The 25,002-nt window shown below is 71.2% G+C and carries 22 protein-coding genes; 9 read left to right on the forward strand and 13 right to left on the reverse strand.

Going from position 1 to position 25,002, the window contains the following annotated elements; all coding sequences use genetic code 11:
• Positions 1-143 precede the first annotated feature (143 nt).
• Positions 144-1,514 (reverse strand): ATP-binding protein, encoded by a 1,371-nt coding sequence (locus C1M51_RS04865; protein ID WP_129448486.1) that lies wholly within the window; start codon positions 1,512-1,514, stop codon positions 144-146.
• 190 nt (positions 1,515-1,704) lie between these two features.
• Between C1M51_RS04865 and pqqA the strand changes: the two genes are divergently transcribed.
• The 5 genes from pqqA to C1M51_RS04890 all read left to right on the forward strand — a co-directional run bounded on the left by pqqA (position 1,705) and on the right by C1M51_RS04890 (position 7,300).
• A complete protein-coding gene (pqqA, locus tag C1M51_RS04870) occupies positions 1,705-1,779 on the forward strand; it encodes a pyrroloquinoline quinone precursor peptide PqqA (RefSeq protein WP_081771315.1) in 75 nt (24 codons plus the stop codon).
• Positions 1,780-1,899: 120 nt separating this feature from the next.
• On the forward strand, positions 1,900-2,949 hold the full coding sequence (locus C1M51_RS04875; protein WP_129448487.1) for a bifunctional riboflavin kinase/FAD synthetase: 1,050 nt from the start codon (positions 1,900-1,902) through the stop codon (positions 2,947-2,949).
• 86 nt (positions 2,950-3,035) lie between these two features.
• Positions 3,036-5,876: an isoleucine--tRNA ligase gene (gene ileS / locus C1M51_RS04880; RefSeq protein ID WP_129448488.1), complete on the forward strand. Its 2,841-nt coding sequence runs from the start codon at positions 3,036-3,038 to the stop codon at positions 5,874-5,876.
• Between the two features lie 4 nt (positions 5,877-5,880).
• The gene (gene lspA / locus C1M51_RS04885; RefSeq protein ID WP_129448489.1) at positions 5,881-6,375 is read left to right on the forward strand and encodes a signal peptidase II; all 495 of its coding nucleotides are present in this window, start codon (positions 5,881-5,883) and stop codon (positions 6,373-6,375) included.
• Between the two features lie 97 nt (positions 6,376-6,472).
• Positions 6,473-7,300, forward strand: a complete 828-nt coding sequence (locus tag C1M51_RS04890) for a DUF2189 domain-containing protein (RefSeq protein WP_129448490.1) — start codon at positions 6,473-6,475, stop codon at positions 7,298-7,300.
• A gap of 15 nt (positions 7,301-7,315) precedes the next feature.
• On the opposite strand, the gene C1M51_RS04895 is transcribed toward C1M51_RS04890, so the two are convergent.
• Positions 7,316-8,254 carry a quinone oxidoreductase family protein gene (locus tag C1M51_RS04895; RefSeq protein ID WP_409072626.1) on the reverse strand — a complete coding sequence of 313 codons (939 nt, stop codon included), beginning with the start codon at positions 8,252-8,254 and terminating at the stop codon, positions 7,316-7,318.
• 120 nt (positions 8,255-8,374) lie between these two features.
• Between C1M51_RS04895 and C1M51_RS04900 the strand changes: the two genes are divergently transcribed.
• From C1M51_RS04900 to C1M51_RS04910, 3 genes are all read left to right on the forward strand, one after another.
• A complete protein-coding gene (locus tag C1M51_RS04900; RefSeq protein ID WP_129448492.1) occupies positions 8,375-8,698 on the forward strand; it encodes a putative signal transducing protein in 324 nt (107 codons plus the stop codon).
• 6 nt (positions 8,699-8,704) lie between these two features.
• Entirely contained in the window at positions 8,705-9,670 is a 966-nt protein-coding gene (locus C1M51_RS04905) for a DMT family transporter (RefSeq protein ID WP_129448493.1), read from the forward strand.
• Positions 9,671-9,761: 91 nt separating this feature from the next.
• Positions 9,762-12,164, forward strand: a complete 2,403-nt coding sequence (locus C1M51_RS04910; protein ID WP_242499975.1) for an EAL domain-containing protein — start codon at positions 9,762-9,764, stop codon at positions 12,162-12,164.
• Here C1M51_RS04910 and C1M51_RS04915 read toward each other — a convergent pair.
• The 9 genes from C1M51_RS04915 to C1M51_RS04955 all read right to left on the reverse strand — a co-directional run bounded on the left by C1M51_RS04915 (position 12,161) and on the right by C1M51_RS04955 (position 21,747).
• Positions 12,161-12,943 carry an SDR family oxidoreductase gene (locus C1M51_RS04915; RefSeq protein WP_129448494.1) on the reverse strand — a complete coding sequence of 261 codons (783 nt, stop codon included), beginning with the start codon at positions 12,941-12,943 and terminating at the stop codon, positions 12,161-12,163. The genes C1M51_RS04910 and C1M51_RS04915 overlap by 4 nt on opposite strands.
• A gap of 17 nt (positions 12,944-12,960) precedes the next feature.
• Positions 12,961-13,869: a DMT family transporter gene (locus C1M51_RS04920; RefSeq protein ID WP_129448495.1), complete on the reverse strand. Its 909-nt coding sequence runs from the start codon at positions 13,867-13,869 to the stop codon at positions 12,961-12,963.
• Positions 13,869-15,494, reverse strand: a complete 1,626-nt coding sequence (locus C1M51_RS04925) for a gamma-glutamyltransferase family protein (protein ID WP_129448496.1) — start codon at positions 15,492-15,494, stop codon at positions 13,869-13,871. The genes C1M51_RS04920 and C1M51_RS04925 overlap by 1 nt, the downstream gene beginning before the upstream one ends.
• Before the next feature lie 89 nt (positions 15,495-15,583).
• A complete protein-coding gene (locus C1M51_RS04930) occupies positions 15,584-17,092 on the reverse strand; it encodes a tripartite tricarboxylate transporter permease (RefSeq protein ID WP_129448497.1) in 1,509 nt (502 codons plus the stop codon).
• A gap of 16 nt (positions 17,093-17,108) precedes the next feature.
• Positions 17,109-17,573 carry a tripartite tricarboxylate transporter TctB family protein gene (locus C1M51_RS04935; RefSeq protein WP_129448498.1) on the reverse strand — a complete coding sequence of 155 codons (465 nt, stop codon included), beginning with the start codon at positions 17,571-17,573 and terminating at the stop codon, positions 17,109-17,111.
• A 127-nt stretch (positions 17,574-17,700) separates the two neighbouring features.
• Entirely contained in the window at positions 17,701-19,524 is a 1,824-nt protein-coding gene (locus C1M51_RS04940) for a GspE/PulE family protein (protein WP_129448499.1), read from the reverse strand.
• Positions 19,521-20,333 carry a spermidine synthase gene (locus C1M51_RS04945; protein ID WP_129448500.1) on the reverse strand — a complete coding sequence of 271 codons (813 nt, stop codon included), beginning with the start codon at positions 20,331-20,333 and terminating at the stop codon, positions 19,521-19,523. Before C1M51_RS04945 ends, C1M51_RS04940 begins: the two co-directional genes overlap by 4 nt.
• On the reverse strand, positions 20,333-20,896 hold the full coding sequence (locus tag C1M51_RS04950; protein ID WP_129448501.1) for a DNA-deoxyinosine glycosylase: 564 nt from the start codon (positions 20,894-20,896) through the stop codon (positions 20,333-20,335). Before C1M51_RS04950 ends, C1M51_RS04945 begins: the two co-directional genes overlap by 1 nt.
• A complete protein-coding gene (locus C1M51_RS04955; RefSeq protein ID WP_129448502.1) occupies positions 20,893-21,747 on the reverse strand; it encodes a TatD family hydrolase in 855 nt (284 codons plus the stop codon). The genes C1M51_RS04950 and C1M51_RS04955 overlap by 4 nt, the downstream gene beginning before the upstream one ends.
• A 157-nt stretch (positions 21,748-21,904) precedes the next feature.
• Here C1M51_RS04955 and C1M51_RS04960 point away from each other — a divergent pair, with 157 nt between their 5' ends.
• Positions 21,905-22,561 carry a pyridoxamine 5'-phosphate oxidase family protein gene (locus C1M51_RS04960; RefSeq protein WP_129448503.1) on the forward strand — a complete coding sequence of 219 codons (657 nt, stop codon included), beginning with the start codon at positions 21,905-21,907 and terminating at the stop codon, positions 22,559-22,561.
• A gap of 4 nt (positions 22,562-22,565) precedes the next feature.
• Here the strand turns inward: C1M51_RS04960 and C1M51_RS04965 are convergent, their stop codons facing one another.
• The gene (locus C1M51_RS04965) at positions 22,566-23,777 is read right to left on the reverse strand and encodes an EAL and HDOD domain-containing protein (protein WP_129448504.1); all 1,212 of its coding nucleotides are present in this window, start codon (positions 23,775-23,777) and stop codon (positions 22,566-22,568) included.
• A gap of 21 nt (positions 23,778-23,798) precedes the next feature.
• On the reverse strand, positions 23,799-24,995 hold the full coding sequence (gene flgL, locus C1M51_RS04970) for a flagellar hook-associated protein FlgL (RefSeq protein ID WP_129448505.1): 1,197 nt from the start codon (positions 24,993-24,995) through the stop codon (positions 23,799-23,801).
• Between the last annotated feature and the right edge of the window lie 7 nt (positions 24,996-25,002).

The following is a 25,002-nucleotide window of genomic DNA, read 5'->3' on the forward strand; positions in this document are numbered from 1 at the left end:
CCGGCCCGCGAGGGCCCGGCCGCTGGCACAGCCTAACGCAGCCGGCTGCCGGCGGCCTCCTATCGTTGTCCCCCACGCGGCACGCGGCGACGCGGCCGCCGTGTGCCATCGCGGAGCGCTCCCGGCGCCGGCCGATATGCGCTTCACGCCGGCTCCGCCACGGTGAACGGCAACCACACCCGCAGGGCGACGCCGCGCGGGCTGCGGTTGTCGATGCGCAGCACGCCGCCCAGCGCCTCCACGCGCTCGGCCAGCCAGCGCAGGCCGTAGTGGCCGCCGTCCTGCCGCGCCTTCTCGCGCCAGTCGGGCGCCAGACCCTGGCCGTCGTCGTCGACCTGCAGCTCGGCGCCTTCGGATTCGGCATGCAGGCTGACGCTCAGCTGCCTGGCCTGGCCGTGGCGCAGCGCATTGGTCAACCCCTCCTGCGCCGCACGGTAGAGCGCCAGCGTCGCCTCGCTGCCCAGCTGCACGTCGCCCAGGTCGATGTGCAGCTCGACGCTGGCCTGCGGTTGGCTGACCCGGGTGCGCTCGACCAGGTCGCGCAGCGCATCGGCCAGACCGAAGACGTCGAGCACCAGCGGCGCCAGCCGCGGGATCAGGCCGTGCATCGCGTCGTAGAGGCGCGAGCTTTCCTCGGCGATCACCTGCGCGGCGCGCGCGGCCTCGGGGTCGGCGATGGCGACGCGCTGCGCCACCGACAGCGCCAGGCTGCGCATGCCGGTGACCGACTGGCCCAGTTCGTCGTGCAGCTCGCGCGCGATCAGGCGGCGCTCCTGCTCCAGGTGGCGGTCGATCCAGCGCGCCAGGTCGCGGCGGTCGGACAGCTCGTGCTCGGCCTGCGCGGCCCGTCGCTCGGCCTCGATGCGCTCGCTGACGCCCACCACCATGCGGTTGAAGGCGGCGCCGATGGCAGCCGCCTCGGTGCCCGGCAGGCGCGGCAGCGTGACGTCGAGCTGGCCGGCCTCGATGCGGTTGAGCGCCGCGACGATCTGCCCGAACGGCTCGACCGTGCGGCCGACCACCCAGAACACCACCAGGTTGAGGACTGCCAGCACGCCCAGCGCGGCCAACCCCAGCACCGCGAACTGGTCCCAGGCATCGAGCGCCGCGCGCGAGGGGTCGGCCCGCACCACCAGCGTGCCGTCGGGGAAATCCATCTTCTGCGGCTCCAGCGGCGGCGCCATGAAATCGACGAACCAGTCGGGCGCGTCGCGGCCCGACTTGTAGGGCGATGGCGGCGACTGGTAGACCAGCTCGCCCTTGCCGTCGAGCAGCGTGATGTCGTTCGCCCGCACCCGGCCCACCCCCTGCAGGTAGCCGATCATCGCCGGCGTGCCGCGCGCCGCCTGCAGCCACAGCGTGCGCTGCAGCAACTGCGCGGCCACGCGGTTGGCGGCCTCGATCTCCTCCCGGATCGCGTCGCGCGCGCTCTTGACCTGCAGCGCCATGACGGCCACCAGGCACAGCGCCACCAGCACACCGACGATCAGGTGGATCTTCAAGCGCAGACTCATGCGCCGCATGGTATCGGCCGGCCGTGCGCCGGCATGCCGTCGATTCCAGAAAATCATGAGGCGCGAATCATGGCCGGGCCCCTGCCCGCCGGCCGCGCTCGTGGGCATCATGAGCCATGAGTTGACGGGAAACCGTTCACTCCGCAGCCGCCGAACCGGCCCTGTGCCACCCCAGTGAAGGAGATTCGACATGCAATGGCAAAAGCCCCAAGCGACCGACCTGCGTTACGGCTTCGAGATCACGATGTACATCTCGAACCGTTGATGACAACGGTTCCGGCCGACCTTGCGCCGGGCCGGTTCAGGAAGGCCCGCCTCGCGCGGGCCTTTTTGCGTGTGCACCGAGGCGACAGGGCGCGGGCCGCGCTGTCGCGATAATCCGGCGATGCAAGTGTTCCGAGGTCTGCACCACACCCTGCTGGCCGATGGCGGCGCGTCGGCCGTCACGGTCGGCAACTTCGACGGCGTGCACCGCGGCCACCAGGCCATGCTGGCGCTGCTCAAGAGCGAGGCCGAACACCGCGACCTGCTCAGCACCGTGCTGACCTTCGAGCCCCATCCGCGCGACTTCTTCGCCGCGCGTGCCGGCACCCCGGCCAAGGCGCCGGCGCGCATCGCCACGCTGCGCGACAAGCTCGGCGAACTGGCGCGCTGCGGCGTGCAGCGCGTCGTGGTGCTGCGCTTCGACCAGACCTTCGCCGACCAGTCGCCGCAGGCCTTCATCGACGACGTGCTGCTGCGCGGCGTGAAGGCGCGCTACGTGCTGGTCGGTGACGACTTCTGCTTCGGCGCGAAGCGGGCCGGCGACTACGCGATGCTCGACGCCGCCGGCGAACGCCAGGGCTTCGACGTGGCGCGGATGATGAGCTACGAGGTGCATGGCCTGCGCGTCAGCAGCTCGGCGGTGCGCGAGGCGCTGGGCGCCGGCGACATGGCGCTGGTCACCCGCCTGCTGGGGCGGCCCTACAGCATCAGCGGCCACGTCACCCACGGCCGCAAGCTGGGCCGCGAGCTCGGCGCCGGCCCCAAGGGCGGTGACGGCTTCCGCACGCTGAACCTGCGCTTTCCCCACCCCAAGCCGGCCGCGCAGGGCATCTACGTGGTGCGCACCCATGGGCTGACCGCCGAACCGCTGGACGGCGTGGCCAGCCTGGGAGCGCGCCCCACGGTGGACGACAGCGGCCGGGTGCTGCTCGAAGTGCACTGCCTGGACTGGCCCGCGCACCTGGGCGCCGAGGGGGGCTACGGTAAACTCGTCCGCGTGGAACTGCTGCACAAGCTACGCGACGAAGCCCGCTACGACGGGCTCGCCGCGCTGACCGCCGCGATCGCGCAGGACGTGAGCCAGGCGCGCCAGTGGCTGACGAGCAGCCCGCACGCGGCCCATGCGGCCGAGCGCCGCCAGACCACCCGCGATCGAATTCAGGGCCGCTGACCCTGCGGCGCCGGCGCCCGCCGCGCCGACGCATCCCCTGCCCTGTCCCCGCCGCGCACCGCCCGCGCGGCCGCGCCGAGAACGCCATGAGCACCGACCAGCCCACCGACTACCGCGCCACGCTGAACCTGCCCGACACGCCCTTCCCGATGCGCGGCGACCTGCCCAGGCGCGAACCGGGCTGGGTGAAGCAGTGGGAGCAGCAGGGCACCTACCAGCGCCTGCGCGACGCGCGCGCCGGCCGGCCGCGCTTCGTGCTGCACGACGGCCCGCCCTACGCGAACGGCCAGCTGCACATCGGCCACGCGCTGAACAAGGTGCTGAAGGACATGATCGTCAAGGCCCGCCAGCTGGCCGGCTACGACGCGCTCTACGTGCCGGGCTGGGACTGCCACGGCCTGCCGATCGAGAACCAGATCGAGAAGCTGCACGGCCGCGGACTGGGACGCGACGAGGTGCAGGCAAAGAGCCGCGCCTACGCCACCGAACAGATCGAGCAGCAGCGGGCCGACTTCAAGCGCCTGGGCGTGCTCGGCGCCTGGGACCATCCTTACCGCACGATGGACTTCGGCAACGAGGCCGGCGAGATCCGCGCGTTGAAGCGCGTGATGGAGCGCGGCTTCGTCTACCGCGGCCTCAAGCCGGTGTACTGGTGCTTCGACTGCGGCAGCTCGCTGGCCGAGTTCGAGATCGAGTACGAGAACAAGTCCTCGCCGACGGTGGACGTGGCCTTCCTGGCCGCCGAGCCCGGGAAGCTCGCCGCGGCCTTCGGGCTGCCGGCGCCGGCCAAGGACGCGTTCGCGGTGATCTGGACCACCACGCCGTGGACCATTCCCGCCAACCAGGCACTGAACCTCAACCCCGCGCTCGAGTACGCGCTGGTCGACACCGAGCGCGGCCTGCTGCTGCTGGCCAGTGCGCTGGTCGAGAAGTGCCTGGCGCGCTACGGCCTGGCCGGCACGGTGCTCGCCACGACCGCCGGCCAGACGCTCGAGGGGCTGGAGTTCCACCACCCGCTGGCCCACGTGCACCCGGGCTATGCACGGCGCAGCCCGGTCTACCTGGCCGACTACGCCACCGCCGAGGACGGCACCGGCATCGTCCACTCGGCGCCGGCCTACGGCGTGGAGGACTTCAACTCCTGCACCGCGCACGGGATGAAGCACGACGATATCCTGAACCCCGTGCAGGGCAACGGCGTCTACGCCGCCGAGCTGCCGCTGTTCGGTGGCCAGTTCATCTGGAAGGCCAACCCGCTGATCGTGCAGGCGCTGCAGGAGGCCGGCCGGCTGATGGCGACCGCGAAGCTCGAGCACAGCTACCCGCACTGCTGGCGCCACAAGACGCCGGTGATCTACCGCGCCGCGGCGCAGTGGTTCGTGCGCATGGACGAGGGCGAGGGCGTGTTCACCGTCGACAAGGCGCCGAAGACGCTGCGCGAGACCGCGCTCGCGGCGATCGACGCCACCGCCTTCTATCCCGAGAACGGCCGCGCCCGGCTGCGCGACATGATCGCCAACCGGCCCGACTGGTGCATCAGCCGCCAGCGCAACTGGGGCGTGCCGCTGCCCTTCTTCCTGCACAAGGTGAGCGGCGAGCTGCACCCCGACACGCTGGCGCTGATGGACCGCGCCGCCGCGCTGGTGGCGCAGGGCGGCGTGGAGGCCTGGTCGCGGCTCGACCCGCGCGAGTGGCTGGGCGAGGCAGCAGGCGACTACGCCAAGAGCACCGACATCCTCGACGTCTGGTTCGACTCCGGCTCGACCTTCTTCCACGTGCTGCGCGGCAGCCATGCCGGCGCCGGCCGCGACGACGGCGGGCCCGAGGCCGACCTCTACCTCGAGGGCCACGACCAGCACCGCGGCTGGTTCCACAGCTCGCTGCTGATCGCCTGCGCGATCGAGGGCCGCGCGCCCTACCGCGGCCTGCTGACGCACGGCTTCGCGACCGACGGCCAGGGTCGCAAGATGAGCAAGTCGCTCGGCAACACCGTGGTGCCGCAGTCGGTGAGCGAGAAGCTCGGCGCCGAGATCATCCGGCTGTGGGTCGCGAGCACCGACTACTCGGGCGACCTCAACATCGACGACAAGATCCTCGCGCGCGTGGTCGACGCCTACCGGCGCATCCGCAACACGCTGCGCTTCCTGCTCGCCAACACCAGCGACTTCGACCCCGCAACGGACGCGGTGCCGGCCGACCAGCTGCTGGAGATCGACCGCTACGCGATCGACCGGGCGGCGCAGCTGCAGGCCGAGATCCTGGCGCACTACGAGGTCTACGAGTTCCACCCGGTGGTCGCGAAGCTGCAGGTCTATTGCAGCGAGGACCTCGGTGCCTTCTACCTCGACGTGCTGAAGGACCGGCTCTACACCACCGCGCCGAAGTCGCTGGCGCGGCGCAGCGCGCAGACCGCGCTGCACCGCATCACCGACGCGATGCTGCGCTGGATGGCGCCCTTCCTGAGCTTCACCGCCGAGGAGGCCTGGCCGATCTTCGCGCCCGGCGTGTCGCCGTCGATCTTCACGCAGACCTACGCCGCCTTCGACGCACCCGACGCCGCGCGGCTGGCGAAGTGGGCCCGCGTGCGCGAGATCCGCGACGCGGTCAACAAGGAGATCGAGGCGGTCCGCACCGCCGGCGCGGTGGGTGCCTCGCTGCAGGCCACGGTGGCGGTCGGCGCGCCGGCCGACGACCTGGCGCTGCTGCAGTCGCTGGGCGAGGACCTGAAGTTCGTGTTCATCACCTCGGCCGCCACCGCGGCGGCGGCCGATGCGCTGACGGTCGCGGTCACGCCGAGCACCGCCGCCAAGTGCGAACGCTGCTGGCACTACCGCGACGACGTCGGCGCCGACCCGGCTCACCCGACGATCTGCGGCCGCTGCACCAGCAATCTCTACGGTGCCGGCGAAACCCGCACGGTGGCCTGACGCCATGGCCAGGACAACGACCTTCGGCCGTGGCGGGCTGCTCAGCTGGCTGGGCATCGCGCTGATCGTGATCGTGCTGGACCAGCTGACCAAGACGCTGATCCTCGGCCACTTCCAGTACGGCGATGCGCGCCACGTGACGGGCTTCTTCAACATCGTGCGCGTGCACAACACCGGCGCGGCGTTCAGCTTCCTGGCCGGCGCCTCGGGCTGGCAGCGCTGGTTCTTCGTCGGGCTGGGCCTCGCAGCGGCCGGCTTCATCGTCTGGATGCTGCGCAGCCAGGGCCACCAGCGCCTGTTCGCCTGGGCGCTGTCGCTGATCCTCGGCGGCGCGCTCGGCAACGTGATCGACCGGCTGCTGCACGGCTACGTGGTCGACTTCCTCGACGTTCACTGGGCCGGCTGGCATTTCCCGGCCTTCAACATCGCCGACAGCGCCATCACCGTCGGCGCCGCGCTGCTGATCCTCGACGAGCTGCGGCGCGTGCGACGCGGCTGACGGCCCGCGGGGCCGGCCGGCCGCGCCGCTGCCACCGGCCTGGTGCTCGGTGTCTACCCGCTAGGGCCGCGGGCCGCGCAGCGTCTACGCTGCGCGCATGACCTCCGACGATCCCGCGCCGCTCGGACCGGCACCCGACCTGGCTCCGCCGCCCGGCGCCGCACTGACCGCCTTCGACCTGCCGCTGGCGCGGCTGCACCTCGGCGACCCGCTGCGCTGGCTGGCGGCCGGCTGGCGCGACTTCCGCCGCTGTCCCGGCCTGGGCCTGTTCTACGGCGGCTGCTTCGTGGCGATGGGCTGGCTGTTGATGCTGGTGTTCCGCCATGCACCGGCCTACACGCTGGCGCTGTCGGCCGGTTTCCTGCTGGTCGGGCCCTTCCTGTGCACAGGGCTCTACCACGCGAGCCGCGCGCTCGAACGCGGCGAGCGGCCTTCGCTGGCCGCGTCGCTGTGGGCCTGGCGCGAACGCCCTGGCAGCATGGCCCTGTTCGGCGGGGCCCTGCTGATCCTCGAGATGCTGTGGGGCCGCGCCGCGCTGATCGTGTTCGCGCTCAGCTTCGACGGCATGCCCGACTTCAAGGGCTCGCTGCTCGCGCTGCTGGACCCGCAGAGCCTCGGCTTCATCACCGCCTACGTCGGGGTCGGCAGCGTGTTCGCCGGGCTCATCTACGCGGTGAGCGCGGTGTCGATCCCGCTGCTGCTCGACCGGCCGGCCGACGCGATCACCGCCGCCCTGGTCAGCCTGCGGCTGGTGCTGACGCAGACCGGCGTGATGCTCGCGTGGGCAGCGCTGATCGTCGTGCTGGTCGTGCTGGCGATACTGCCGGGGTTCCTGGGCCTGCTGGTGGTCGGGCCGGTGCTGGGTCACGCGTCCTGGCACGCCTACCGCAGCGCGGTCGGCGCGCCCGGCACCGCGGGCGGCTGAGCCGCCCGGCCCGGCTCAGGGCAGCAGCACGCTGCAGCCGGTGGTCAGGCGGGCCTCCAGGTCGCGGTGCGCCTGCGCCGCGTCGGCCAGCGCGTAGCGCCGCTCGACCGGGATCTTCACCGCGCCGCTGCCGACCACCGCGAACAGGTCGTCGGCCATGGCCTGCGTGCTCTCGCGCGTGGCAATGTGGGTGAACAGCGTCGGCCGGGTCACATAGAGCGAGCCCTTGGCCGCCAGCACGCCCAGGTCCACCGGCGGCGCCTTGCCCGAGGCGTTGCCGAAGTTCGCCAGCAGGCCGAAGGGCTGCAGCACGTCGAGCGACTTCTCGAAGGTGTCGAGGCCCACCGAGTCATAGACCACCTTCACGCCACGCCCGCCGGTGAGCTCCTTCACGCGCGTGACGAAATCCTCGCGCCGGTAGTTGATGGCGTGCTCGGCGCCGTGCTGCACGGCCAGCGCGCACTTCTCGTCGCTGCCGGCCGTGCCGATGAGGCGCAGGCCCAGCGCGCGCGCCCACTGGCAGGCGATCAGGCCCACGCCGCCGGCCGCGGCATGGAACAGCACACTGTCGCCCGGCTGCAGGCCGCCCTGCGGCAGCGTCTTCTTCAGCAGGTACTGGACGGTCAGGCCCTTGAGCATCATCGCGGCCCCGGTCTCGAAGTCGATGCCGTCGGGCAGTTGCACCACGCACTTGGCCGGCATCACCCGCCCCTCGCAGTAGGCCCCCGGCGGCGCGCTGGCGTAAGCGGCGCGGTCGCCGGCGCGCAGGTGCGTCACGCCGGCGCCGACCGCCTCGATCACGCCGGCCCCCTCCATGCCCAGCGTGAGCGGCATCGGCAAGGCGTACAGGCCGCTGCGCTGGTAGACGTCGATGAAGTTCAGCCCGCAGGCATGGTGGCGGATGCGCACCTCGCCGGGGCCGGGTTCCCCGATCGGCAGGTCGACGAGTTGCATCGCATCGGCACCGCCGGCGTGCGGGACCTGGATGGCTTTGACGGTGGCTGCGGGCATGCGGGAGTCCTCGGGGGTTTCGTGTTCTCCGGTATCGTGCCAGGGTTCCCAAACCCCTTGCCGATGCGCCGACTTCGACCTGCCCCCAACCTCGCCATCGCCACGCTGTGGGCCGACCTGCTGGGGCAGGCGGGCATCGCGGCCACGGTGCAGCGGGCGTTCGCCAGCAGCATCGCCGGCCAGGTGCCACCCGACCAGGCCCTGCCCGAGGTCTGGATCCAGCACGAGGAGCAGTTCGACCGCGCCGGCACCTTGCTCGACGAGTTGACGCACTGCCCATCGCGCCTGTGGGTCTGCCCGGCTTGCGGCGAGCGCATCGACGGCCCGTTCGAGCAGTGCTGGAACTGCGGCGCCGCCATGCCGCCCGACCCGCCGAGCCGGCTCTGAGCGCCGATGGCCGGCCTGACCCCGCGCGTTGCCCTGCTGATGACCCTGCCGCCCCTGATGTGGGCCGGCAATGCGGTGGTCGGCCGGCTCGCGGTGGGCAGCGTGCCGCCGCTGACGCTGAACCTGCTGCGCTGGGCGCTGGCCCTGCTGTTGCTGCTGCCGCTGGGCTGGCGGGTGTTCCGTGCGCCGCGCGAGCTGGCGGCGCGCTGGCCGCACCTGCTGCTGCTCGGCACGCTGGGCGTGGGCAGCTACAACGCGCTGCAGTACCTGGCGCTGCAGACGTCCACGCCGATCAACGTGACGCTGATCGCCGCCAGCATGCCGGTCTGGATGCTCGCGATCGGCGCGCTGTGCCATGGCGTGCGTCCGCAGCGCCGCCAGCTCGCGGGCGCCGCGCTGTCGCTGGCCGGCGTGGCGCTGGTCATCGCACGCGGCAACCCGGCGGCGCTGGCGCGCGTGCAGTTCGTCACCGGCGATCTCTACATCCTGGTGGCGATCATCGCGTGGGCGTTCTACAGCTGGATGCTGGCGCGCCCGCCGGAGCATCTGCGCGGCGCGCGGCAGCCGCTGCTGCGGGCCGAGGGGCAGGCACCGCGCCCGTGGAACTGGTCCGAGGCGCTGCTGGTGCAGGTAGCGTTCGGTCTCGTCAGCGCCGCGGCCGCCGCCGCGGGCGAGCAGGCGCTCGGCAGCGCGCCGATCCGCTGGAACGCCTGGGTGGTGGCCGCGCTGCTGTTCGTCGCCATCGGCCCCTCGCTGATCGCCTACCGCTGCTGGGGCCTGGGTGTCGCGCTGGCCGGCCCGGCGGCGGCGGCGTTCTTCGGCAACCTCACGCCGCTGTTCGCCGCGCTGCTGTCGGCCGCGCTGCTGGGCGAGCTGCCGCAGTGGTACCACGGCGTGGCGTTCGCATTGATCGTGGCGGGCATCGGGGTGTCGACGCGGCGATCGACGCCCGGACGCCGCGACGGCCCCTAGGGCAGCCCCTCACCAGCCCCTAGTCCGACGAACGTTTGGTCGCATCCGTGGCGCGGTCGGCTCGCTATGATCCGCGCAGACAGCCGCTCCCATGCACACCTCCCGCGACGTCGCCCTTCCGCAAGCGCACGACTGGCATCGGCTCCCGGGGCTGATGATGGCGCTCGGCCGCGACGCGCGCCTGCTGGCCGTGAACGAACCGCTGGCGGCATGCACCGGCTGGCACCGCGACGCCGCTGCCGACGGCGAGGCATGGCTCGACCGGCTCTCCGCGCCGTCGCGCCGCGAGCTGCTGAAGGCGCTGGACCATCTCGACACGGCCGACCGCTTCCGCCTCGAGCTGCAGTTCCGCCGGCCCGGCGGCGAGGTCGGCTGGCTCGAGTGCGATGCGCGCTGGAACCGCGACACCGAGCTGTGCCTGTGCGCGCTGCACGACGTGAGCGCGCGCAAGCGCACCGAACTCGCGCTGCGCGAGCAGACCACGCAGCTGCGCGTGCTGGCCGACAACGTGCCGGCGCTGATCGCCTACTACGAACAGCAGGGCTTCCGCTGCACCTTCGCGAACCGCCACTATGCGAGCGCACTGGGCTGGACCCCCGAGAACATCCTCGGCCGCACCGCGGCCGAGATCGTCGGCGAGCGCGGCTGGCAACAGATCCGCCCCTACATCGAGCGGGTGGTCGAGACCCGCGCCCAGGTGTCCTACGAACGCGAACTGACCGACGCCGCCGGCCGGCCGCAATGGCTCGAGGTCGACGTGCTGCCGAACTTCGACGACGAGGGCGAGCTGTCGGGCGCCTTCGTGCGGGTCACCGACATCACCAAGCACCGGCTGGCCGAGCGCGCCGTGCGCGAATCGGAAGAACGGCTCGCGAAGTTCATGCAGGCCAGCGCGGAGGGCATCCTGTTCCACCGCAACGGCACGGTGATCGACATCAACGAGCCGATCTGCGAGCTCACCGGCTACACCCGCGACGAGGTCATCGGCCGGCAGACCGCCGAATTCCTGGCACCCGACCACTTGCCGCGCGCGCAGCAGGCGCTGGCCACCGGGGCCGAGGCGGCGTGGGAGAGCGTCGCGCTCGGCCGCTCCGGCGAACGCATCCCGGTCGAGCTGATCACGCGCTCGATCATGCGCAACGGGGAGCGGCTGCGCCTGGTGATCGTGCGAGACATCCGCGAGCGCGTGGCCGCGCAGGCGCGCATCCACCACCTCGCGCACCACGACGCGCTGACCGGCCTGCCCAACCGCGCCGCCTTCGGCCTGCAGCTCGAGCGGCTCACGGCCTCGCACCGCGGCGGGGATGCGCAGATCGCGCTGCTGTTCATCGACCTCGACCACTTCAAGCGCATCAACGACTCGCTCGGCCACCTGGTCGGCGACCTGCTGCTGCAGACCGTGACGGCGCGCATCACCGACAACCTGCGCGCCGACGACCTGGTGGCGCGTTTCGGCGGCGACGAGTTCATGGTGCTGATCCCGGGCGTGACCGACCGCAGCGTGGTGGAACAGGTGGCCGGCAAGCTGCTGGCGGTGATCGAGGCGCCGCTCGAGGCCGCGGGCCGTTCGATCTCGGTGTCACCGTCGATCGGCGTCTCGCTGTTCCCCGAGCATGGCCGCACACCGGCCGAGCTGATCCAGCATGCCGACGCGGCGATGTACATGGCCAAGGCGCGCGGTCGCGCCAACGTGCAGTTCTTCGATCCGGTGGTGGCCAGCGCCGCCTACGACGCGCTGGTGGTCGAGAGCCAGCTGGCGCAGGCGCTGGAGACCGGCGCCTTCGAGCTCCACTACCAGCCGCAGCTGCGCTCCGGCGACGGCCGGCTGGTCGGGGTCGAGGCGTTGATCCGCTGGCACCATCCCGAGCGCGGCCTGCTGCTGCCCGATGACTTCATCCCGGTCGCCGAGGAGCGCCGCCTGATGCTGCCGATCGGCCAGTGGGTGCTGCGCGAGGCGATGCGCTGTGCCCGGCGCTGGCATGCGCAGGGGCTCGAGCTGCCGATCTCGGTCAACCTCAGCAGCATGCAGTTCCAGCAGCGCGGCTTCGTCGACTCGCTGGCCGAACTGCTGCGGCAGGAGCAGGTGAACGGGGCATGGCTGGAGCTCGAGCTCACCGAGCGCATGCTGATGGACGACCTGGACGAGGTGAAGGCCACGCTGGCGCAGCTCAAGGCGCTGGGCATGCGCATCTCGGTCGACGACTTCGGCACCGGCTACTCGTCGCTCGGCCACCTGAAGGAACTGCCGATCGACAAGGTGAAGATCGACCGGTCGTTCGTGCAGGACGTGCCGCAGAACGCCGACGCCGCGGCCATCGTGCGGGCGATCGTGCAGCTCGGCCGCAGCCTGGGCATGACGGTCATCGCCGAGGGCGTGGAGACCGAGGCCCAGGAACGCTTCCTGCGCGAGCTGGGTTGCGAGGAACTGCAGGGCCTGCGGATCGCGCCGCCGCTCTCGGAGGCCGACCTGCAGCTCTGGGCCGCGCGGCGCTAGAACGTGCCGGGGTAGGCCCCGCCGTCCATCAGCAGGTTCTGGCCGGTGATGTAGCCCGCCTGGGCACCGCACAGGAAGGCGCAGGCCGCGCCGAACTCGGCCGGCGTGCCGAAGCGCCCCGCGGGGTTCTTCAGCGCGCGCTGCGCCATCACCTGCGCCGTCGTCAGGCCGCTGGCCTGCGCGGCGCCCTCCAGCGTCTTGGCGAGCCGTTCGGTCTCGAACGGGCCGGGCAGCAGGTTGTTGATCGTCACATTGCGCGCCACCGTCGTGCGCGACAGGCCGGCCACGAAGCCGGTGAGTCCCGAGCGTGCGCCGTTGGACAGGCCCAGGATGTCGATCGGCGCCTTCACCGCCGCCGACGTGATGTTGACGATGCGGCCGAAGCCGCGCGCCATCATCGGATCGACCACCGTCTTCATCAACTCGATCGGCGTCAGCATGTTGGCGTCGAGCGCCGCAATCCAGGCGGCGCGGTCCCAGTCGCGGAAGTCGCCGGTCGGCGGACCGCCGGCGTTGTTCACCAGGATGTCGACCTGCGGGCAGGCCGCCAGCGCCGCGGCGCGGCCTTCGGCGGTGGTGATGTCGCCGGCCACCGCGCGCACGTCGATGCCCGGGTGCGACGCGCGCAGCGCGCTCGCCGCCGCCTGCAGCGCCTCGGCCCCGCGCGCCGTGATGACCAGGTTCACGCCCTCGGCGGCGAGCGCCTGCGCGCAGCCCAGGCCGAGCCCCTTGCTGGCGGCGCACACGAGCGCCCACTTGCCGCTGATGCCCAGATCCATGTCGTGCTCCTTGTCGTTCAGCGCGCCCGCGCCAGCAGCCAGATGCCCACCAGCACCAGCGCGGTCCCGGCCGCGATCCAGGCGGTGAAGGGTTCACCGAGGATCACGATGCCCATCAGCAGCGTGCTCATCGGTCCCACCATGCCGGTCTGCGCCGCCAGCGTGGGGCCGATGCGCTCGATCGCCATCATCACCATCAGCACCGGCGCCACGGTGCAGACCGTGGCATTCAGCAGCGACAGCCACAGCGCCGGCGCCGGCACGGCCAGCGCGACCTCCGGCGAGCGCAGCACGAAGAACTGCGCGATGCACAGCGCGCAGGCCACCGTGCTCGCGAGGCCCACCAGCCGCATCGAGCCCAGGCGCTGCACCAACTCACCGCTGTAGACCAGGTAGACCGCATAGCTCACCGCGCTGGCGAACACCAGCAGCGCGCCCAGCACGACGTCGGGCCCCTGGAAGCCGACCTCGTGGCCGAACACCAGCAGCACGCCGAGGTAGCTGACGCCGATCGCCAGCGCCTGCGGGCGCGTCACGCGCCGGCCGAACAGCAGCACGCCGAAGGCCAGCACCAGCGTGGGATTGAGGTAGAGGATCAGCCGCTCCAGGCTGGCGCTGATGTACTGCAGGCCCAGGAAATCGAGGAAGCTCGCCAGGTAGTAGCCGGTGACGCCGAGCAGCAGCACCATGCGCCTGTCGTGCGCCGTCAGCGGCGGCCTGCCGCGGCTGGCCCACCAGGCCATCGCCAGGAACAGCGGCAGCGCGAACAGCATGCGGAAGAACAGCACCGTGACGGCGTCGAGGCCGTGGCGGTACAGCAGCTTGGCGACGATGGCCTTGCCGGAGAAGGCGATCGCGCCGGCCATCGCCAGCGCCAGCCCGCCCCAGGGCAGGCTGGGCCGGGCCGCGGACGGCGGTGGCGACACTACCAGCCCACCGCCTGGCCGTCGCGCCGGGGGTCGCTCGCGGCGACGTAGCCCTCGACCGCCGGATCGCCCAGGCGCCAGATGAACTGCCCGGCGCCGAAGTCCTGGTAGCTGTCCTGGATCACTTCCATGCGGTGGCCCAGAGCCGCCAGGCCCTGCACCGTGGCCGGGTCCATGCCCGCCTCGACGTTGATCTCCAGGCCGGCGTTGTAGCGCCAGCGCGGCGCGTCGCAGGCGGCCTGCGGGTCCTGGCCGTAGTCGACCATGCGCACCAAAGTCTGCAGGTGGCCCTGCGGCTGCATGTTCGCGCCCATCACGCCGAAGCTCATGCGCGGCGCGCCGTCGGCATCGCTCAGGAAGGCCGGGATGATGGTGTGGAAGGGCCGCTTGCCCGGTGCGACGACGTTGGGGCTGCGCGCGTCCAGGCTGAAGGCGTGGCCGCGGTTCTGCAGGCTCAGACCCCAGTCCGGCAGCACCACGCCGGAACCGAAGCCCATGTAGTTGCTCTGGATGAAGCTCACCATCATGCCGGTCTCGTCGGCCGCGGTGAGGTAGATGGTGCCGCCCTTCACCGGGTTGCCGGCGCCGAAGTCCTGCGCACGGCGCGGATCGATCAGGCGGGCCCGGGCGGCCAGGTAGTCGTCGGCCAGCAGTTGCCCGGCACTCACCGCCATGCTGCCGGGCTCGGCCACGTAGCGGTAGACATCGGCGAAGGCGAGCTTCATCGCTTCGATCTGCAGGTGCTGCGACGCCACGCCGTCCACCGGCAGCGAGGCGACGTCGAAGTGCGCCAGGATGCCCGCCGCGAGCAACGCCGCGAGGCCCTGCCCGTTCGGCGGAATCTCGTGCAGCACCTGACCGCGATAGGCCTTGGCGATGGGCGTGACCCATTCGGGCCGGTAGGCGGCGAAGTCCTGCGAGGTCAGCGCGCCGCCCTGCGCGCGTGCCTGCCGCGCCAGCGCCTCCGCGATCTCGCCGCCATAGAACGCCGCGCCGCGCGTCGCGGCGATCGCGCGCAGCGCCCGGGCCGCACCGGGCAGCTTGAACAACTCGCCGACCCGCGGCGCGCGGCCCTGCGGCAGGAAGGCCTCGGCGAATCCGGGCTGCGCCACCAGCGCCTCCACCTGGGCGGCGGCGGCCCACTTCTGTCCTACCACGACCGGCACCGCATAGCCGCGCTCGGCCACCTCGATCGCCGGCGCCAGCAGGTCGCCGAAGGGCAGCTTGCCGAAGCGCTCGCTCAGCGCCAGCCAGGACGCCACCGCGCCCGGCACCGTCACGCTGTCCCAGCCGCGCGCCGGCGGCGCGATCGTGTCGCGACCGTACTTGCGATGAAAGTACTCGGGCGTCCAGGCCTGCGGCGCGCGGCCCGAGGCATTGAGTCCGTGCAACGCCTGCCCGTCCCACAGGATGCAGAAGGCGTCCGAGCCCAGGCCGTTGCTGCAGGGCTCGACGATCGTCATGACCGCAGCGGTGGCGACCGCGGCATCGACGGCATTGCCGCCAGCCGCCAGCATGCGCAACCCGGCCTGGGCCGCCAGCGGATGCGAGGTGGCGACGACGTTGCGTGCGAACAGCGGCAGGCGCTGGCTGCCGTAGCCCGCCCGGTAGTCGAAGGGGTTCATGGTTCGATTATGGGCAGCGGCCTCGCCGCTCGCTGCCCGGACCGTCCTGCCACAGCCGGAACGGGGGCTTGGACCCCCGGGACGCAGCGTCAGTCGGCGTCCTGGAAGGCTTCTTCGCGCTTGCTGCGGATCGAGGGCAGCATCACCACCACGATCATCGCCACCGCCGCCAGCAGCAGGCCGGCCGACAGCGGACGCGTCGCGAAGGTGGTCCAGTCGCCGCGGCTCAGCAGCAGCGCGCGGCGCAGGTTCTCTTCCATCATCGGCCCGAGGATGAAGCCCAGCAGCAGCGGCGCCGGCTCGCAGCTGAGCTTGTAGAACACGTAGCCGATCAGCCCGAAGCCGGCCGCCATGTAGACGTCGAAGTTGTTGTTGTTCAGCGTGTACAGGCCGATGCAGCAGAAGGTGAGGATGGCCGGGAACAGGAAGCGGTAGGGCACCGTCAGCAGCTTGATCCAGATGCCGATCAGCGGCAGGTTCAGCACCACCAGCATCAGGTTGCCGATCCACATGCTGGCGATCAGGCCCCAGAACAGCTCGGGGTTGCTGGTCATCACCTGCGGGCCGGGCTGGATGCCCTTGATGGTCATCGCGCCGACCATCAGCGCCATCACCGCGTTGGGCGGGATGCCGAGCGTGAGCATCGGGATGAAGCTGGTCTGCGCGCCGGCGTTGTTGGCGCTCTCGGGGCCCGCGACGCCGCGGATGTCTCCCTTGCCGAACTTGCGCGAGTCCTTCGCGACCTTCTTCTCCAGCGTGTACGCGGCGAACGAGGCCAGCAGCGCGCCGCCGCCCGGCAGGATGCCCAGCATCGAACCGAGCGCCGTGCCGCGCAGCACCGCCGGCGCCGCGAGCTTGAAGTCTTCCTTGGTCGGCCACAGACCGCCCACCGACTTGGTGAACACCTCGCGGTGCTCGGGCGGCTGGCCGAGGTTGGCGATGATCTCGCCGAAACCGAACACGCCCATCGCGATGGCGACGAAGCCGATGCCGTCGGTCAGCTCGGCGACGTCGAAGCTGTAGCGCGGCACGCCGGAGATCACGTCGGTGTTGATCTGGCCCAGCAGCAGGCCCAGCACGATCATCGCGATGGCCTTCACCAGCGAGCCCGAGGCCAGCACCACCGCGCCGATCAGGCCCAGCACCATCAGCGAGAAGTACTCGGCCGGACCGAACTTGAAGGCCAGCTCGGTGAGCGGCGGCGCGAACGCGGCCAGGATGATGGTGCCCACGCAACCGGCGAAGAACGAGCCCAGGCCGGCCGTGGCGAGCGCGGCGCCGGCACGGCCCTGGCGCGCCATCTGGTAGCCGTCGATCGCGGTCACGACCGAGCTCGACTCGCCTGGCACGTTGATCAGGATCGCGGTAGTCGAGCCGCCGTACTGCGCGCCGTAGTAGATGCCGGCCAGCATGATCAGCGCCGGCGTTGCGTCGAGCGCGTAGATCGACGGCAGCAGCATCGCGATGGTGGCGACCGGGCCCAGGCCCGGCAGCACGCCGATCAGCGTGCCGAGCACACAGCCGAAGAAGCCGTACAGCAGATTCTGGAACGAGAGCGCGACGCCGAAACCGGTCGCGAGGTTGTTGAGCAGGTCCATGACGGTGTGCCTCGCTTCAGCCGGCCAGGAAGGTGGGCCACATCGGGATCGTGAGGTTCAGGCCCTTCACGAACACCAGGTAGCTGCCGACCGTGAGGATCACGCAGGTCGCCAGCACGCCTTTCCAGTGGAACTCGTCCCCGCCGAAGCTGGCGATCAGGATCAGGATCGGCACCGTGATCGCCATGCCCAGCCGCGGCAGCAGCGCACCGAACAGGATCACCGCGCCCAGGATCAGCAGCAGCGGCTTCCAGGCGATGTGCCCGATCGGGTCGCCGCCGTCGCTCTCGATCGTCAAGGCCTTGAACAGCACCGCCGCACCCAGCACCGCGAGGATCAATCCCAGCAGCAGAGGAAAGTAGCCCGGCCCGGGCTTGGCCGAGGTGCCGAAGCTGTAGGTCGTCGCGCCGATCGCGAAGCCCAGGCCGATGGCGACGAACATCACGCCGGACACGAAATCTCGCTGACTCTTGATCTTCACCGGATGCCTCCTCGCGGTCCGTGCCCTGTGGCACTGTTGTGAACCCGATTCTAGGAAGCGCCCGACGGCACGCTCTGTGTGGTTTACACGTAGCGTCCGAGAGCCCCGGCACGATGTCAGCGTCGGGCTAGGTCTCCCAGCGCGGCGTGGCGCGCAGCACCTCGTCGATCGTGGTCAGGCCCTGCGCGACCTTCATCGCACCGGCCAGTCGCAGCGGCTGCAGGCCCTGCTTCGCGGCCTGCCTGCGCAGGGCGCCGGCGTCGTAGTGCGGATGGAGGCTCGACTGCAGTGCGTCGTTCAGCTCCAGCAGCTCGTACAGGCCGGCCCGGCCGCGGTAGCCGGTGTGGCGGCATTCGAGACAGCCGACGGGCTTGCAGGGCCGGTACTCGCCGTTGAGCTTCCAGGGCCGGATGGCCTCGTCGAGCACCTCGCGGCCGGTGGCACTGTCGTCGGGCTGCTTGCACGACGGACAGAGCGTGCGCACCAGGCGCTGCGCCAGCACGCCGATCACCGTCGCGCCGATCAGGTAGGGCGGCACGCCGAGGTCGGTGAGCCGCGTGACAGCCGCCGCGGCGTCGTTGGTGTGCAGTGTGCTGAACACCAGGTGCCCCGTGAGCGCGGCCTGGATCGCCATCTCGGCGGTCTCGAGGTCGCGGATCTCGCCGACCATGATGATGTCCGGGTCCTGGCGCATCAGCGCGCGCAGGCCCTCGGCGAAGCCGAGGTCGAGCACCGGCTGGACCTGGGTCTGGTTGAAGGCCGGCTCGATCATCTCGATCGGGTCCTCGATGGTGCAGACATTGACCTCGTCGGTCGCCAGACGCTTGAGCGTGGAGTAGAGCGTGGTGGTCTTGCCCGAACCGGTGGGGCCGGTCACGAGGATGATGCCGTGCGAGCGCGTGACGAGCTCCTCCCACAGCCGCACCTCGTGCGGCGCGAAACCCAGTCCCGACAACGGCTTGACCGCGGCATCGGGGTCGAAGATGCGCATCACCATCTTCTCGCCGAACGCGGTGGGCAGCGTGGACAGGCGCATTTCCACGTCGCGCGACGTGCCCTCGGGGCCGGGCCGGCGCGTCTTGATGCGACCGTCGAGGGGGCGTCGCTTCTCGACCACGTCCATGCGGCCGAGCAGCTTGATGCGGCTCGTCATTGCGCCCATCACCGACAGCGGCACCTGGTAGACGGTGTGCAGCACGCCGTCGATGCGGAAGCGGATCGCACCCATCTCGCGGCGCGGCTCGAGGTGGATGTCGGAGGCACGCTGGTCGAAGGCGTACTGCCACAGCCAGTCGACCACCTGCACCACGCCCTGGTCGTTGGCGTCGAGCTGCTTGTTGCTCTTGCCCAGCTCGACGAGTTGCTCGAAGCTGGCCGGCCCGGCGCCGTCGCCGCTCTTCTGCGCCGCACGCACCGAGCGCGACAGCGTGTAGAACTCGGTGGTGTAGCGCTGGATCTCCAGCGGGCTGGCGAGCGCGAGCTTGATGGTCTTGCGCGTGTGGGCCTCGATCTGCGGCAGCCAGTCGGTGTCGAAGGGCTCGCAGGTCGCCACCAGCGCCTCGGTCGGGCCGACCTGCAGCGGCAGCGCGCGGCGGCGCTCGGCGTAGGTGGCCGACATCACGTCGGCCACGCGCGCCACGTCGACCTTCAGCGGGTCGATGCGCACATAGGGCAGCTGGCAGCGCCCGGCGAGCCACTCGGTCAGCGCCTCGACGTCGAGCGCCGCGCCGGAGCTCGCATGCACCAGCCCGGCCCCGCTCAGCCGCACCAGCGGATGCTGCGCGCTGTCGCCGGCGCCGAAGCGCTGTGCAACGCGCTTGCCGTCCTCGAGCGTGATCACGCCGTCGGTCAGCAGCCAGGTCACCAGCTGGCGCCAGTGCAGCGGGCCGCGGGGGGCCTCAGCGGGCGCCGCGGCGGCGGTCCTGGGTGTGGAGGAAGTGCGTGCGTTCATGCGGCGGTGGGAGACCGATCGGGCAGATTCTGCAAGAGCTTGAGCCATTTGCGGGCCGGCAGGTCGAACTTTGCCTCGATCGCCACGGCACGGCGTTCGAGTTCTTCACGCCCCGGCCGATCGCCGCCTCGCCAGGCCAGCAGGATGGTGTTGCCCTCGCGGGTCGGCTTGAGCATCAGGATCCGGTCGGCACCGAACACCGCGGCGATGCGCCGCGCGCTGCGATCGAAGCTCACGTCGCGGCCGAACAGGTTGACGCTCATCACCCCACCCTCCGCCAGCAACGCGCGGCAGCCGCGGTAGAAGGCCTCGTCGTCCAGCACCGGCGCCGCGGCATCGTGGTCGTAGAGATCGACACACAGCGCGTCGGCCTGGCCGGCGTGCGCCGCATCGGCCGCGTAGGCGCCAGCATCGGCCTCGATCACCGCCAATCGCGCGTCGTCGGCCGGCAGCTTGAACCACAGGCGGCACACGCCGATCACGCTCGGGTTGATCTCGACCGCGGTGGTGCGCCAGCGCAGCTTCTTGTGGCAAAAGCGCGTGATGGCCGCCGCACCCAGGCCCAGCTGCACCGCATGCGGAGGCTCGCCGTCGCGGTCCTTCTCGACCGCAGCACCGTGCAGTCGGTCCGAGAGCAGCATCCACGCCATCATGCGCTGCACGTACTCGAGCTCGATCTTCTGCGGTTTGGCGATGCGCATCGCGCCCTGCACCCAGGGCGTGCCGAGGTGCAGGTAGCGCACGCCGTCGAATTCGGACATCGTGGCCGGCGCGAGCGTCGGCGCCTTGGGCTTGCGGGAGGTCGCCATCAGGAGGTAGGGATCAGTCCGTGTTGTTCGAAGACCGCCCGCCAGGCTGCGAGCTTGCGCTCGAAGGACCAGCTGGCGTTGGCCGGGCTGGTGGAGGGCAGCCGGTGCACCACCAGCCCGAGCGCGGCGGTGAGGCGCGCCGACCGCGCCGACTCGCCGCCGTTGTGGGCCACGGCCTGCCAGTGCGGCGCCAGCCGGCGCAGGCCCGCCAGGTCGTTGGGCCGCGTGTCGCGGATCGCGCTGTCCAGGCTGCCTTCGCGGCGGCAGGTGGCGTACACGTCCCACAGGCCGAGACCGCGCGCGGTGAGCGCCTGCAGCCGCTGCGGGTAGTCGAGCGCGCGCAGGTCCAGGCCCCACAGCGCCGACAGCAGCGGCCAGAAGTGGTTGCGGGGATGGGCGTAGTACTGCTGTGCGGCCAGCGAGGCCGCGCCGGGGAAACTGCCCAGCACCACCAGGCGCGTGGCCGGGCCGACGACCGGTGGCAGGCCGGACAGGGGCGGCAGCGTGGCGGCATCGGCCCGCGATCCGGCGGCCAGGGCATCGGGCTCCTGCGGTCGGGTCATGTTGACACCCCCACGGCATCGAGCATGGCCAGGCGCGGCAGGGCCGTGCGCGCATTGGCCTGGGTCGCATGTGCCAGCGCCTCGGGCGTCAGGCCTCGCAGGGCGGCCAACCCGGCGGCGATGCGCGGCAGTTCCGCCGGCTCGTTGCGGCTGCGCTCGCCGGCGGTGCGCTGGGCCGCGGTGCGGTACAGCCACTGTGGCGGGATGTCGGGCGCATCGGTCTCCAGCACGATGGCCTCCAGCGGCAGTTCGGTCGCCAGCCGGCGCAGCTGCAGTGCGCGCTCGAAACTCATTGCGCCCCCGAAGCCGAGCTTGAAGCCCTGGGCCACGAAGGACTGCGCCTGCTGGGCGCTGCCGTTGAACGCGTGTGCGATGCCACCGACCTCCGGCATGCGGCGCAGGTGCTTGAGCAGGCTGTCGGCCGAGCGGCGCACGTGCAGCAGCACCGGCAGGCCGGCCTCGCGCGCCATCGCGAGCTGCTGCACGTAGAAGTGCTCCTGCTTCGCGCGATCCAGCCCCGGCACGAAGTGGTCCAGACCGATCTCGCCGACGGCGACCAGCCGGGGGTCGTCGCGGTGCGCCGCCAGCGCCTCGCGCAGCGCGTCGAGTGCCGCGTCGTCGAGCGGGCCGGTGTACATCGGGTGGACGCCCAGCGCATAGGCCAGCCCGTGGCGGTGCGCCAGTTCCCGCACGGTATCGAAGTCGAACGGCGCGACCGCCGGCAGCACGATCTGCGTGACCCCGGCGTGGCGCGCACGCTCGACCACGGCCGTCCGATCGGCGTCGAACTCCGGGGCGTCGAGGTGGCAGTGGGTGTCGGTCCAGCCGGCGGGCGCGGTGGGCTTGGCCATGGCGACATTAGACCGCGGGCCGCGCCACCGCCCCATCGGGCGCCGGCAGGCGCAGCGGTTCTGTGGGTAATCCTGGGCCCGCAACGGACGGGCTCGCCCCTACCCTAGCGCGTTCGTTTGCGTCACACGGCCCGATCGGCCCCAAAGGAGACCCCGGATGAGCGATTTCTATGGCGACGCACAGCGCCAGCTTCAGGACCGGTTCGGCAGCCGCGCACTGGCGGACCGCCTCACCGAACTGATCATTCACGACGAAGTGCAGGACGACGAGCGCGGCTTCATCGAGAGCCGCGACATGTTCTTCCTCGCCTCGGTCGGCGCCGACGGTCAGCCGTCCTGCTCCTACAAGGGCGGCGCCCCGGGCTTCGTGCGGGTGGTCGACACCAGGACGCTGGCCTTCCCGAGCTACGACGGCAACGGCATGTTCCTGTCGACCGGCAACATCCGCGCCAGCGCGAAGATCGGCCTGCTGTTCATCGACTTCGAGACCCCGCACCGCCTGCGCGTGCACGGCGAGGCCTCGATCGCCGACGACGACCCGCTGAAGGCCCACTACCCCGGAGCGGAGCTGGTGGTGCGGCTGGCGATCTCGTCGATCTTCGTCAACTGCCCGCGCTACATCCATCGGCACCAGAAGATCGCACCGTCGAAGTACGTGCCGCAGGCCGCCTGCGAGGCGCCGCTGGCGCAGTGGAAGCGGATCGACCTGGTGCAGGACGTGCTGCCGGCGCAGGACGTGGCCCGTGTCCCCGCGGCAGGCGGGGTGATCGACTTCGGCAACTACCTGGGCAAGGTGGCCGCCGGAGACGGCTGAACGCTCAGGCGTCCAGCTGCGCCGCTTTCGCCAGCGCGCGCAGCAGGCCGCGGTTGATCTCGGCCGGATCGGTGAACAGGCCGTCGCAGGCCTCGCGGATCGCGTCCAGCGCGTTGCCCTCGACCGCGCGCACCAGCGTGCAGTACGGGGCATAGGGCCCGGACTCGTCGGCCAGCGCCTGGTACACCCGCTCGGGTACCGGGATCGTGCTCAGCAGATCGGAGAACGGCTGCTTGAACATGCGGTCGAGCAGCGAGAACACGCCGCAGATGAAGAGCTCGTTGCGCATCTCCTCGTCGCCGAGGTTGCGCACCAGCTCCTCCATCAGCATGCCCCGGCGCACGGCGGCGAACATCACCGGCTTGAGGTTGGCGTCCTTGCTGCCGGTGGCCAGCAGCAGAGCCAGCCAGCGCTTGAGCCGGCTGTAGCCCAGCATCATGATGGCGTGGCGGAACGAGCTGATCTCCACGCTCAGCCCGAAGGCCGGCGAGTTGATGTAGCGCATCAGCTTGAAGGCCAGCGTCGGGTCGCGCCGCAGCGTGTCCTCGAGCTTCTCGATCGGCTCCTGCTGGTCGACCCGGTGGATCAGCTCGACCATCACCTGCAGGTCCGGCGTCGCCGCCTTGGGGTCCTTCTGCTTGCCGACGTCGGAGTGCGCGATCGCGTCGTCCATCGGCCAGCCGAGCACCGCGACCGCACCACGCGTGAACGAGGCCTCCATGTCGACGAGCGTGTTCACGCCCGACTGCACGTAGCCGATGCTGCGCGTGAAGCCGGCAGCCGGTGCCGTCTCGCCGACGCGGCGGTCGTCGGCCAGGTCGACGATCGAGTAGCGGAAGCAGGGCAGCACCTCGCGCGGCAGCTCGCGCAGCGGCCGGCCCTTGATGAGCAGGGTGCTGCCCCGCGCATGCAGGTCCTGGATGGCCTGGGTGTGCGCCTCGTCGCCGGCCATGAAGGCCGGGATCTCGATCATCACGTTCGGTGTCGGCTGCGCCTGCAGCAGGCCGGTCAGCAGGTTCTCGCTGACGACGTTCAGCGACACCTGGCCGCCGCCCTCGGGCCACACGCCGGCCACCTCCTCGAGCAGGCCGGCCGCGTCGAGCTCGGCGCCGGGCTGCAGCGGGAACACCGTCAGGCGGGTCGCGCTGACCGTGCGCTGACGATCGATCATCGGGGAGTAGCTCAGCGCCACCTGGCCAAGGAGGGAGTCACTCACGAAAGGGTCTCCGCAGACGAATCACACATTGAGGTATTGGAACAGCGACAGGTTCTGCACCGAAGCATAGGACTTCAGCGCCGCCTCGTAGCCGGTCTGTTGTTTCTGGAACGTGGAAATCGCCTCGACCATGTCGAGATCTTCCGCCTGCGAGCGGTCGGTCTGCGCGGCGAGCTTCTGGCCGCTCAGGCGCTCGGCGGCGCGGTCGATGCGGTTCAGCGTCTCGCCCGCCACGGCGCGCTGCGCCGTCAGCCTGGCGCTGGACGCGTCGATGTCACGCAGCGCGGTGGCCACCGACTGCGCGATCTGGCCGTTGTTGCGCCCGGGCGTCTCCAGCTCGGTGGCGACGCGGTCGAGCACGTCGAAGATGCTGAGCGAGGCCGACGACGGGGTGAGGTCGAAGCGGTCGGCGTCGGCCGGCGCGCCGGTCACGGTGAACGACAGGCCGTCGATCTCGATCGCCTGCCCGCTCTGGTAGGGCACGTCGGTCAGCGCGGTCGGGTTGCCGTCGCGCAGCACGGTGTAGGTCGTCACGCCGCCGGCCACGGTGAAGCTCAGGCTGTAGGGATCACCGGTCGCGGCCGACGGATCGATCACGCTGCCGGCGTTGATCCACCCGGTACCGGCCTGCTGGGTGGCGCTGGTCACGAACACGCCGTTGCCGCTGGAGGCCTGCAGCCAGGTGCTGCGGCCGTCCATCGTCAGCGGCAGCGGCTCGGTGGAGGGCGCACCGGTCTCGCCCGACACGCCGCGGAACTGCACGCCGGTGGGAGTGTCGACGAACGGCGGGTTGCTCGCGCCCTGCCCGGCGAACAGGTAGCTGCCGGCGCCGTCCGGGCTGTTGGCGATGGTCAGCAGTTCGGCGCGCATCTGGCGCAGGCTGATGGCGAGGTTGGCGCGCTCGGCGTCGCTGAAGCTGGCATTGCCGGCCGAGACTACCGAGTCGCGCGCCTGCTGGAGCAGACCGAGCGCGTCGCCGAGGGTCGATTCGGTCTGGCTCACCGCGTTCATGCTGGTGTCAATGGCGCGCTGCGTCGCGGCGCTGCGCGCCTCGACGGCGAGCGCCCGTTCGGCCCGCGCGGCCGCCGTCGGGTCGTCGCTGGCGCGGTTGACGCGCTTCAGGCTGCTCATCTGCTCCTGGCTGCGGCTCAGCTCCTGGGCCCGGCGCTGCAGGTTCGCGATGGTGGCGTCGTAGGTGCTGGAAGTGCTCACGCGCATGGAGGAG

The organism is Methylibium sp. Pch-M, from assembly GCF_004136295.1.
Taxonomy (GTDB): Bacteria; Pseudomonadota; Gammaproteobacteria; order Burkholderiales; family Burkholderiaceae_C; genus Methylibium; species Methylibium petroleiphilum.